At 69.6% G+C, this 11,966-nt stretch carries 7 protein-coding genes and 2 pseudogenes; 8 read left to right on the top strand and 1 reads right to left on the bottom strand.

The genetic code is table 11. The annotated features are described in order from the left end of the window. Positions 1–288: pseudogene (locus HMPREF0975_RS16220) on the top strand (molybdenum cofactor guanylyltransferase); the annotation flags it as partial. Between the two features lie 16 nt (positions 289–304). Here the strand turns inward: HMPREF0975_RS16220 and HMPREF0975_RS10230 are convergent. Further along, complete coding sequence (locus tag HMPREF0975_RS10230) at positions 305–838, bottom strand: MogA/MoaB family molybdenum cofactor biosynthesis protein (RefSeq protein WP_009234093.1); 534 nt, start codon at positions 836–838, stop codon at positions 305–307. Between the two features lie 329 nt (positions 839–1,167). Here HMPREF0975_RS10230 and HMPREF0975_RS10225 point away from each other — a divergent pair, with 329 nt between their 5' ends. The 7 genes and pseudogenes from HMPREF0975_RS10225 to HMPREF0975_RS10195 form a co-directional block, all read left to right on the top strand. Further along, positions 1,168–2,496 (top strand): MFS transporter, encoded by a 1,329-nt coding sequence (locus HMPREF0975_RS10225; protein WP_009234092.1) that lies wholly within the window; start codon positions 1,168–1,170, stop codon positions 2,494–2,496. A 216-nt stretch (positions 2,497–2,712) separates the two neighbouring features. Next, the gene (locus tag HMPREF0975_RS10220; protein ID WP_009234091.1) at positions 2,713–6,489 is read left to right on the top strand and encodes a nitrate reductase subunit alpha; all 3,777 of its coding nucleotides are present in this window, start codon (positions 2,713–2,715) and stop codon (positions 6,487–6,489) included. Continuing rightward, positions 6,489–8,184: pseudogene (gene narH, locus HMPREF0975_RS10215) on the top strand (nitrate reductase subunit beta). The gene HMPREF0975_RS10220 and the pseudogene narH overlap by 1 nt, the downstream one beginning before the upstream one ends. 1 nt (position 8,185) lies before the next feature. Then, entirely contained in the window at positions 8,186–8,947 is a 762-nt protein-coding gene (narJ, locus tag HMPREF0975_RS10210) for a nitrate reductase molybdenum cofactor assembly chaperone (protein ID WP_009234088.1), read from the top strand. 1 nt (position 8,948) lies between these two features. Continuing rightward, positions 8,949–9,737 carry a respiratory nitrate reductase subunit gamma gene (gene narI, locus HMPREF0975_RS10205; RefSeq protein WP_009234087.1) on the top strand — a complete coding sequence of 263 codons (789 nt, stop codon included), beginning with the start codon at positions 8,949–8,951 and terminating at the stop codon, positions 9,735–9,737. A gap of 33 nt (positions 9,738–9,770) precedes the next feature. Then, the gene (modA, locus tag HMPREF0975_RS10200) at positions 9,771–10,733 is read left to right on the top strand and encodes a molybdate ABC transporter substrate-binding protein (protein WP_009234086.1); all 963 of its coding nucleotides are present in this window, start codon (positions 9,771–9,773) and stop codon (positions 10,731–10,733) included. A 41-nt stretch (positions 10,734–10,774) separates the two neighbouring features. Beyond that, positions 10,775–11,966 (top strand): ABC transporter permease (locus HMPREF0975_RS10195; protein ID WP_009234085.1); only part of this gene is annotated, 1,192 nt, incomplete at its 3' end.

Genomic DNA, 11,966 nt, shown 5'->3' with positions numbered 1-11,966 from the left:
TCCTGGCGAGCGCTGCCGAGCCTCATCGAGGCGCTGCGCCAGAGCGAACCAGGGACCGACGGCGTCTGCGCCCTCGACGGCGACCACGTCCAGTACCTGCTGGGCCTCTACCGCCGTGCGGCGCTGGCCGCGGCCGTCGCCCCGGGCGGTGTCCCCCTGCGCGACGTGGCCGTGCGCCGGGTTCTCGGGGCGCTCCGTGTCAGGGCGATACCCACGGCCCGCGATGTCGTGCGGGACCTGGACACCTGGGCGGAGGTCCGCGCTTGGGACGCTGACGTTCCCCGGTGACGGCCGAGGAGGGCGATCAATGGTCGCCGCCGCCGAGCTGCTCCAGGACGTGGGGAACCAGGGGGCCGATGACGGCGATGGTGTCCTTGACCCCGCCGCGCGAGCCGGGGGCGTTGACGATCAGGGCGCCGTCATCACCGCGGGAGGTCACCCCCACTAGGCCGCGCGACAGGCCTGCCAGCGGGGTCTTGGTCAGTCCGTGGGCGCGGATCTGGGCTTCGAGTCCCTCCAGGCGGGCCTCAAGCAGCGGGGCCGTGGCCTCCGGGGTGAGATCGCGCGGCGTGACCCCGGTACCGCCGGTGGTCAGGACGACCCGGGCGCCGGCGGACACGGCCCGTGCGATCGCCTCGCGCACGGGCTCGACGCCGTCGGGCACGAGGTGCACCTCGTCGACGACGATGTCGTGCTCGGCCAGGAGGCGCTGGGCCAGGGGGCCGGAGAGGTCCTCGCGCTCCCCGCTGACGCAGCGGTCGGAGACGGTGATGACGGCGCCCTTGACGGGCTCGGTCAGGGGCACGAGGCCCTTCTGAACGATCGGGGTCTGGCTCATGGGCCCACAGTAGTCCGCGCCACCCGACTGCGGCTCTCCCGTCTCCTGCTGGGAACTTCGGGGGTTGCCGCGCCCCGCTCCAACCGGTCACCCCAATTAGACAACTTAGATTGAATCTAATTCATCGCCCCTCGTCAGCCTCGAGATGTCGGTTTCGCTTCGTATTACTCGGACATTCGTCCCTTGCGTGAAGGCTCGACCGGGTCCATGCATCATGGGAGCGGTGCGGGCCCGCGCGCTCTCACCGACATTCCCGACATTTTCACAACAGTCTCAGGTCCATGGCGCCGTCGCCCAGCAGACCGAGCCCACACCACAGCAGGAGCCCTATGTCCACGCTCGACACCTCCGGTCGCGTCCTCACAGGGTGGAACCCCGAGGAGCCGGAGAACTGGTCCGCGAAGATCGCCTGGACCACTCTGGCTATTACCACCTTCTCCCTCATGCTCGGCTTCACCGTCTGGTTCCTGCCCAGCGCCGTGGCCCCCAGGCTCAACGACATCGGCTTTCACCTGACCAAGAACCAGATCTACTGGATCACCTCCATGCCGGGCCTGTCCTGCGCCGCGCTGCGTCTGATCTACATGTTCCTGCCCGCCACCATCGGCGCCCGCAAGATGATCGGCTGGTCCTCCCTGCTGTACATCCTGCCGATGCTCGGCTGGTTCTTCGCGGTGCAGAACCACAACACCTCCTTCGGCGTCCTGCTCGCCCTGTCCTTCGCCTGCGGTATCGGGGCCGCCACCTTCTCCGGCTACATGCCCTCGACCGGCTTCTACTTCCCCAAGCGCCTGGCCGGCACCGCCCTGGGCCTGCAGGGCGGCCTGGGCAACATGGGCATGAGCGTCATCCAGCTCGCCGCCCCCTTCCTGATGAGCATCAGCCTGTTCGGGCTGACCTGGGTCGCCCCCCACCACGAGGGCGCCCCCATGGTCGTCAACGCCACCGTCTTCTTCCTGCCCTGGTCCCTTATCGCGGCCTTCCTGACCTTCCGCTATATCAAGGACGTCCCGCTCAAGGCCAACATCAAGGAGCAGATGGACATCTTCGGCAACCTCGACACCTGGCTCATGACGGTCCTGTACATCATGACCTTCGGCGTCTTCTCCGGCTTCGCCGCCCAGACCGCCAACATCATCAACAACAACTACGGGGCCGCCTCCGACCTGGCCCAGAGGTTCGCTGCCTCCGACCTGCCCCAGGGAGCCTCCTACGCCTTCATCGGCACCCTCATCGGCTCCTTCCTGCGCTTCGCATGGGGTCCCCTGTGCGACCGCTTCGGCGGGGCGATCTGGACCTTCGTCTCCGCGATCGGCATGGCCATCACCATGGGGTGGTGCGGATACCTGGTGGCGAGTGCCGACGACCCGGCCGACTTCACCATCTTCATGGTGGCGCTGCTGGCCATGTTCTTCTTCGCCGGCGTCGGCAACGCCTCGACCTTCAAGCAGATGCCGATGATCATGCCCAAGCGCCAGGCCGGCGGCGCCATCGGCTTCACCGCCGCCGTGGCCTCGCTCGGCCCCTTCCTGGTCGGCATCGCTCTGACCCTCATGCCGACGCACGTCTTCTTCTACAGCTGCGCCGTCTTCTGCATCGTATGCGCCGTCATCTGCTGGATCCGCTACGCCAAGCCGGGCGCCAAGCGTCCGGGCTGATCCGGCATCCGGCATCGGCCGGGCCCGCTCCGCCGAGCCGACCGCCCACAACCGAATGATCGGCCCGACGGCGACGCTGCTGAGAGCTCGGCAGCGTCGCCAGGGCCGACCAGAAGTACTCAGCGCCCGCCCCGCCCTCATCGGCCCCGGGCCGCACAGACCAGCCACCGCCCACCTACCAGCAACCCGCCAGCTTCACGGACCAAAGGACCATTGATGAGCACCACCGGCTCCCAGCCCACCGGCCCCGGGATCGTCCCCGGGCCCGACCAGCAGGTCGAGAACGCCCCCGGACTGCTCACGCTGGGCTCGTACCTGCGAAGAGGGCAGGCCTCGGCCGACGCCCGCCGCCTGTTCCTGACCGGCGGGCGCCAGGCGGACACCTTCTACCGACACCGGTGGAGCCACGACAAGATGGTCCACTCCACCCACGGGGTCAACTGCACCGGTTCGTGCGCCTGGGAGGTCTACGTCTCCGACGGCATCATCACCTGGGAGAAGCAGATCACCGACTACCCCACCACGGGGCCGGACATGCCCGAGTACGAGCCCCGCGGCTGCCCGCGCGGCGCGGCCTTCTCCTGGTACACCTACTCCCCCACGCGTATCCGTTACCCCTACGTGCGCTCGGTGCTGCTGGACGCCTTCTGCGCTGCGAAATCCGCCAACGACGGCGACCCCGTGGCTGCCTGGGCTCAGGTCACCGGAGACCCGACCACCGCCAAGGCCTACAAGTCGGCCCGCGGCAAGGGCGGCATGGTGCGTGTGGGCTGGGACGAGGCCATGGAGATCGTCGCGGCCGCCTACGTCCACACCATCCGGACCTGGGGCCCGGACCGGATCGCCGGGTTCTCTGTCATCCCGGCCATGTCCCAGGTCTCCTACGGCGCCGGTGGCCGCCTCCACGAGCTCATCGGCGGCACGATGCTCTCCTTCTACGACTGGTACGCCGACCTGCCCCCGGCCTCACCGCAGGTCTTCGGCGACCAGACCGACGTCCCCGAGGCCGGCGACTGGTACAACTCCCAGTACCTCATGATGTGGGGCTCCAACCTGCCGCTGACCCGCACCCCGGACGCCCACTTCATGACCGAAGCCCGCTACCACGGGCAGAAGGTCGTGGCCGTCTCCCCCGACTACGCCGACAACACCAAGTTCGCCGACCAGTGGCTGCGCGTGGCCCCCGGCACCGACGGCGCCCTGGCCCAGGCGATGGGCCACGTCATCCTGACCGAGTTCCACGTCAAGCGCGAGGAGCCCTTCTTCCTGGACTACATGCGCCGCCACACCGACTCCCCCTTCCTCATCGGGCTGGAGGCATCCCCCGACGGCACCGGTTACGTGCCCGGCCGCTTCGTGACGGCCTCCGACGTCGAGGGAGTGGCCGCCGGCGCCCCGAAGAACGAGTTCCGCCCCCTCGTGTGGGACCGCCGGCGCGGTCCGGCCGACCCCGGCGGCACCCTGGCCGACCGCTTCACCCCCGAGGGCGAGGGCAAGTGGAACCTGCTCATGGAGGGCGTCGACCCGGTCATGAGCATCATGGACCTGCACGGCGAGGGCCCCCAGGTCCAGGCCGCCGAGGTCCTCCTGCCCCGCTTCGACCTGCCCGGTTCGTCCACCCCCGAGGGTTCTGTGGGCGGAGGCGTCGTGCGCCGCGGTGTGCCGGTCACCCGTATCGGCGACCGCCTGGTCACCACCGTCTACGACCTGCTCCTGGCCCAGTACGCCGTCGAGCGCCCCTCGATGCCGGGCCAGTGGCCCGCGGACTACCAGGACGCCACCGTCCCGGGCACGCCCGCCTGGGCCAGCGAGATCACCGGCGTGCCGGGCCCCGCCATCATCCAGGTGGCGCGCGACTTCGCCCTCAACGCCGTGGAGTCCGGTGGCCGTTCCCAGATCGTCATGGGTGCGGGAATTAACCACTACTACCACGCCGATCAGATCTACCGGACGATCCTGGCGCTGACCTCCATGTGCGCCACCCAGGGCGTCAACGGCGGCGGCTGGGCCCACTACGTGGGTCAGGAGAAGGTCCGCCCGCTCAGCGGCTTCCAGCAGTACGCCTTCGCCCTGGACTGGCACCGCCCGGCCCGGCAGATGATCTCCACGGGCTTCTGGTACATCACCACCGACCAGTGGCGCTACGACACCACTTCCGCGGAGCGCCTGGCCTCGCCGCTGGGGCCCGGGACCCTGGCGGGCAAGACGGCGACCGACACGATGGTCGAGGCCATGAAGCGCGGGTGGACGCCGTCCTACCCCACCTTCAACCGCAGTCCGCTGCTCCTGGGCCAGCAGGCCGCCGAGGCGGGCATGGACCCCAAGGACTACGTCGTCGAGCAGCTGCGCTCCGGTGAGCTGCGCTTTGCCTGCGAGGACCCCGACGCTCCCGAGAACTTCCCCCGCATCCTGTGCTCGTGGCGCACGAACCTGCTGGGCAGCTCGGCCAAGGGAACGGAGTTCTTCCTGCGCCACATGGTGGGCGCGGACAACGATGTCAACGCTGTGGAGACCCCGCCCGAGCAGCGACCGGCCTCGGTGACGTGGCGCGATGAGGCCCCTGTCGGCAAGCTCGACCTCATGTGGACCGCGGACTTCCGCAATACCTCCACCACCCTGCACTCCGACGTCGTCCTGCCCGCGGCCACCTGGTACGAGAAGCACGACATCTCCTCGACCGACATGCACCCCTTCGTGCACTCCTTCAACGCAGCCATCGACCCGCCCTGGGAGGCGCGCACCGACTTCCAGGTCTTCCAGACCCTGGCCGGGCTCATCTCCGCCTGGGCGCCGCGCTACCTGGGCACCCAGACCGACGTCGTCGCCGCACCCCTCACCCACGACACCCCTGATGCCATGACGATGGCCCACGGTGATGTCTCGGCCCTGCCCCAGGAGTGGGTGCCGGGGGTGACGATGCCCAAGCTGGTGCCCACCGAGCGCGACTACACCCAGATCCGGGCCAAGTTCGACGCCCTGGGGCCCCTCGCCGAGAAGCTGGGGCTGCCCTGCAAGGGCATCATGCTCAAGCCCGGGCCGGAGGTGAAGCGCCTGGCCCGCAACCACGGGGTCTCCGCCGACGGTGTGGCCGCCGGCCGGCCACTGCTCGACACCGACATCCGCGCCGCCGACGCGATCTTCACGCTGTCGGGCACCACCAACGGGCGCATCTCCACCGAGGGCTGGGACACGCTGTCCAAGCGCACCGGCACCACGCTGGTCGAGCTCAGCGAGGAGGAGGCCGGCAAGCTCATCTCCTTCGCCGACACCCAGATCAAGCCCCAGGGAGTCATCACCTCCCCGGAGTGGTCCGGCTCCGAGCACGGCGGCAGGCGCTACTCGGCCTTCGTGGTCAACGTGGAGCACGCCAAGCCCTGGCACACCCTGACCGGGCGCATGCACTACTACCTGGACCACGATTGGATGCGGGACATGGGCGAGTCCCTGCCGGTCTTCCGACCGCCGCTGGACTTCCACGCCCTGTACGGGGAGGCCGCACCGGGCTCGGTGTCCACGAACCAGGCGGGCACGGCAGAGGTCGCGGTGCGCTACATCACCGCGCACAACAAGTGGGCTATCCACTCCCAGTACTTCGACAACCTGCACATGCTCACCCTGGGGCGCGGAGGCCAGACCATCTGGATGAGCCCCCAGGACGCGGACAAGATCGGCGTCAAGGACAACGAGTGGGTCGAGGCGTACAACCGCAACGGCATCGTGGCGGCGCGCGCCATCGTCTCCCACCGCATCCCCGAAGGCATGGTCTTCATGCACCACGCCCAGGAGCGCACCATGAACACCCCGCTGACCGAGTCCAGCGGCAGGCGCGGCGGGACACACAACTCGCTGACCCGGATCGTGCTCAAGCCCACCCACTTCGCCGGCGGCTACGGGCAGTTGTCCTACGCCTTCAACTACATCGGCCCCACGGGCAACAACCGCGACGAGGTCACGCTCATCCGTCGCCGCAGCAACCAGGAGGTGACGTTCTGATGAAGGTCATGGCCCAGATCGCAATGGTGATGAACCTCGACAAGTGCATCGGCTGCCACACCTGTTCAGTGACCTGCAAGCAGGCCTGGACCAACCGTGAGGGCACCGAGTACATGTGGTTCAACAACGTCGAGACCCGCCCCGGTGTCGGCTACCCCAAGGGGTGGGAGGACCAGGAGACCTGGCGCGGCGGCTGGGAGCGCACCGCCTCGGGCCGCCTGCGGCCCCGTTCGGGCGGGCGCTTGCGCCGCCTGGTCAACATCTTCGCCAACCCGGAGATGCCCACGGTCGAGGACTACTACGAGCCGTGGACCTACGAGTACGACAAGCTGCTCTCGGCCCCCAAGGACTCCCCGGCGCTGCCGGTGGCCCGGGCCAAGAGCCAGCTGACCGGCGAGTACATGCCCACCATCAAGTGGGGTCCCAACTGGGACGACGACCTGGGCGGCTCCATGGAGACCCTCCAGCAGGACCCGATCATCGAGGCCATGGGCACCAAGGTGCGCACCGACATCGAGTCGGCCTTCATGTTCTACCTGCCGCGCATCTGCGAGCACTGCCTCAACCCCACCTGTGTATCCGCCTGCCCGTCGGGCGCCATGTACAAGCGCACCGAGGACGGCATCGTCTTGGTTGACCAGGACGCCTGCCGTGGCTGGCGCATGTGCGTGTCGGCCTGCCTACAAGAAGGTCTACTTCAACCACGCCACCGGCAAGGCCGAGAAGTGCACCCTGTGCTACCCGCGCCTGGAGGTCGGCGAGCCCACCGTGTGCTCGGAGACCTGCGTGGGCCGCCTGCGCTACTTGGGTGTCCTCCTCTACGACGCCGATCGCGTCTCGCAGGCCGCTGCCGTCAAGGACCCGCAGGACCTGTACATGGCCCAGCGCGAGATCCTGCTCAACCCCCACGACCCCGAGGTCGTGGCCGGGGCGCGCGCCGAGGGCGTCCCGGACAACTGGATCGAGGCGGCCCAGGCCTCCCCCATCTGGGACCTCATCGACACCTACGAGGTGGCCCTGCCCCTGCACCCCGAGTACCGCACTATGCCGATGGTCTGGTACATCCCGCCGCTCTCCCCGGTCGTCGACGAGGTGGCGGCAGCCGGGCTGGACGGGGAGGACCACAAGGTGCTGCTGACGGCCGTCTCCGAGATGCGCATCCCGTTGGAGTACCTGGCGGGCCTATTCACGGCCGGTGAGACCAACACGGTGGAGCTCGTGCTGCGGCGCCTGGCCGCGATGCGCTCCCACATGCGCGACGTGCGCCTGGGCCGCGAGCCCGACCCGGCCATCGCCGCCGCCGTGGGCCTGGACGGGAAGAAGCTGGAGGCCATGTACCGTCTGCTGGCCATCGCCAAGTACGACGATCGCTACGTCATCCCCACGACCAAGCCCGAGGTCCCGCGCGGCATGGAGTCCATGGGCAACGACGTCAAGACCCTCCTGGGCGAGGGGGCGCCGGCCGGCTGCCACCCCGACGTCGCCTCCTTCCACGGTCAGGGCGGTGCCGGTTCCATGAACGGCGGCCCGGTGAGCCTGCCGCTGCCGACCGTGCGCCGCGAGCCGGTGCCGGCTGCCGGTCCGGGAATGCCGGAGGTCGGCATGCCCCAGCCGGTGGGCCAGGCTCAGACGGCCGACGCCCCCTCACGAGCCGCGTCGACCGGCCCCGCGGTCACGGCCCCCAGGGATCTCTGAGATGGTCTCCTTCGTCCGCGCTCCCCGAGTCCTTCAGGCGCCCCCCGAGGTGCCCCTGGACTCCTCTCAGCGAGCCACCGTGCACATGGCCGCCTCGCTGCTGCTGGACTACCCGGCCGAGGGCACCCTGGAGACGCGTCTGAACGCCGTCGAGGCCGAGCTGGCCGGATTGCCGCCGGAGGTGGCCGTCCTCTTAGAGGAGTTCATCGGCCAGGCCCGGCGCCGCGGCGAGCGCGCCATGGCCGAGCACTACGTGGAGGTCTTCGACCGGCGTCGGCGCTGTTGCCTGTACCTGACGTACTACACGGTGGGCGACACCCGGCACCGGGGCGCAGCCCTGCTGGCCTTCAAGCAGGCGCTGGCGGCGGCCGGCTACGAGATGGCCGCCGACGAGCTGCCCGACTACCTGCCGGTGGTCCTCGAGCTGTCCGCACGCAGCGGCGACGAGGTGGCAGGCGCGCTCCTGTCCTCCCACCGCGAGGGCATCGAGGTGCTCCGTAGTGCCCTGGCCGACGCCGCCTCCCCCTATGCCGGGCTGGTGGAGGCCGTCTCGATGACCCTGCCGCGCATCGACGAGGCCACCGCCGAGCGCGTGCGCGCCCTCGTGGCGGCCGGTCCGCCCACCGAGACCGTCGGCGTCACCGACACCCTGCCCTTCCCCACCGTTCCCGTGCGCAACCCGAGCCTGTCCGGTTCGCCCACTCTGCCGGATCCCGTACCGGTCGCCGGCCCTTCCCCCTCACGAGCAGCCAGGAGAGCATGACATGAGCCCAATTCAGCAGAACCTCCTGTGGGTGGCCCTGCCCTACGCCAGCCTGGTGCTGCTGGTGGCCGGCATGATCTGGCGGTGGCGCACCGACCAGTTCGGGTGGACCTCCCGGTCCTCCCAGTGGAACGAGTCGCGCATCCTGCGCCTGGCCTCGCCCCTGTTCCACCTGGGCTTCCTCATGGTCATGGGCGGTCACGTCGTCGGGCTCCTGGTGCCCAAGGACGTCACCGAGATGCTGGGCATCTCCCAGCACATGTACCACCTGGGCGCCACCTACTTGGGAACCTTCGCGGCCATCATGACGATTCTGGGCCTGGCCGGGCTCATCTACCGGCGCGTCGTCGTCAAGAGCGTGCGCCTAGCCACAACCCGCAACGACTTGGTCATGTACTGCTTCCTCATCGTGCCGGTCCTGCTGGGCTCGGCCGCTACGGTCCTCAACCAGCTCGCCGACGCCCACGGCTACGACTACCGCGAGACCATCAGCCCCTGGCTGCGCTCGGTACTGATCCTCCAGCCGCGCCCCGAGCTCATGGCCGACGTGCCGGTCTCCTTCAAGCTCCACGTCATCGCCGGCTTCCTGCTCCTGGCGATCTGGCCCTTCACCCGCCTGGTCCACGCGGTCTCCGCGCCTGTGGGCTATGCGACCCGCCCCTACGTGGTCTACCGTTCACGCGAGGGGGCCACCTCCACCGCCCGGACCTCGCGCGGCTGGACCCCGGTACGGACCCAGGGCACCGGCAACCAGGGGATCAACGACGTCACCCCGTCCCAGGGCGCCTGAACCCGGCCACCCCGACATCAATAAGGAGAACACATGGGGATGACCCGCCGTGCGGCGATCGCCGCCGTCAGCTTGCTTTCCGCCCTCTCACTGGCCGCCTGCGGCGGCTCTGCCAGCAACAGCTCCACCGGCGCCGCTTCGGGCGCCGCCTCCGCGAGCGCCTCGGGCGGCGCGGGGAAGGCCACCGGCAAGGTCACGGTCCTGGCCGCAGCCTCCCTCCAGGGGGTCTTCGAGGAGATCGAGAAGACCGTGGAGAAAGACAACCCCGGCCTGGACATCACCTTCGACTTCCAGGGCTCGCAGGACCTGGTGGCCTCCCTGGCCGGCGGCAACAGCGCCGACGTCCTGGCCACCGCCAACAACTCCACCATGAAAGACGCCGCGGACCAGAAGCTGGTCGGCGACCAGACCGAGTTCGCCACCAACGTCCTGACCCTCATCGTTCCCAAGGGCAACCCGAAGAACGTCACCGGCCTGGACTCCTCACTCGACGGCGCCAACCTGGTCATCTGCGCCCCCGAGGTCCCCTGCGGTGAGGCCACCAAGAAGCTCACCACTGCCCTGGGCGTCACCCTCAACCCCGTCTCCGAGGAGCAGAAGGTGACCGACGTGCGCGGCAAGGTCGAGTCCGGTGAGGCCGACGCCGGCATCGTCTACACCACCGACGCGGCGGCCGCCAAGGACAAGGTGGACAAGATCGACATCCCCGACGGCGGCGTCGTCAACCACTACCCAATCGCCCAGACCGCCACCCCCGAGAACGCCGCGGGTGCCAAGGTCTTCATCGACGCCGTCACCGGCAAGACCGGCCAGGAGGTCTTGGCCAAGTACGGTTTCGGAGCGCCCGGCGCCTCCAAGGCCGGTGCAACCGCAGGTGCGAGCTCCAGCGCTGGGGCCGGCGCGGCAACCAGCGCTGCCCCGTCCCAGGCCGCGACCGCCGGCGGGTCGGCCTCCCCGGAGGCGGACAAGCCCACCGCGGAGACGACTGCTCCGTGACAGCGGAAAGGTCGGCTCGGTGACCTGATAGAGATGGTCCTGTGAACTCGACATCCTCCTCCTCACAGCGGCCCGCCCGCGCCCTGATCCGGCGTGGGCGGGCCGCTCGCTCTCCTCTGCCAGTCTTCGTTATCGCACTGGCGATCCTGGGCGGCTGCGCGATCGTCCTGCCTCTGGTGGGCATGGGCACGCGCGTCTCCTGGGGACAGCTGCCCCAACTGCTGGCAACGCCGTCCGCCCAGGCCGCCCTGTGGCTGTCGATCCGCACATGCCTGGTCTCCACGGTGATCTGCGTGGTACTGGGCGTGCCTCTGGCGGCGCTGCTGTCCCGCGGCTGGCCGGGCGTGCGGCTGGCGCGGATCCTGGCGGTCCTGCCGATGACGATGCCGCCGGTGGTGGCCGGTATCGCCCTGCTGTCGACCCTGGGAAACCGGGGCATCCTGGGGGCCCAGCTGCGTGAGTGGGGCATTCCCATCGCGTTCTCCACCACAGCGGTGGTCATCGCCCAGATCTTCGTCTCCATGCCCTACCTGGTGGTGACTCTTGAGGCGGCGCTGCGCAGTCGCGACCAGCGGGTCGAGACGACCGCACGGAGCCTGGGGGCGGGGCCGTGGCGGGTCCTGGCGCAGATCACGCTGCCATTGGCGGCGCCGGCGCTGGCGCGCGGTACCGCGCTGGCCCTGGGGAGGAGCCTGGGCGAGTTCGGGGCGACCATCGCCTTCGCCGGTTCCAAGGAGGGGGTCACCCGCACCATGCCGTTGGCCATCTACCTGGAGCGGGAGAAGGACACGGCGACATCGTTGGCCCTGGCGGCCGTGCTCATCGGGCTGTCCTTCCTCATCGTCGGGGCGACCACTGTGGACTGGTCCCGTCTGGTCGGCTCACTGCCGGGCGGTCTCCTGGGCCGAGTCGGCCGGGCGGTCCCCCCGTCCTCCGAACCGTCCTCGGACGGCGGGCCCGGCTCGGGCTCATCCTCCGCGAGCTCCCCTTCCACTGCACCGCCCCGGGGCACCGGGTGCGGCCAAGACCTGCAGGTCGCCTTCAAACTGAAGGCGCGCGACGTCGTCGTCGACCTGGAGGTGGGGGCCGGGCGCACGGTGGCGCTCATCGGGCCCAACGGCTCGGGAAAGTCGACGGTCTGCTCCGTGGCGGCGGGCCTGCTGGACGCCGAGAGCGGCCGGGTGGTCCTGGGCGGACGGGTCCTGGACGGTCCCGGGGAGTTCGTGCGCGCCG

The sequence above is a fragment of the Actinomyces sp. oral taxon 849 str. F0330 genome (genome assembly GCF_000239715.1).
In the GTDB taxonomy this organism is placed as follows: domain Bacteria; phylum Actinomycetota; class Actinomycetes; order Actinomycetales; family Actinomycetaceae; genus Actinomyces; species Actinomyces johnsonii.
This window is presented reverse-complemented; position numbering and strand designations above follow the sequence as displayed.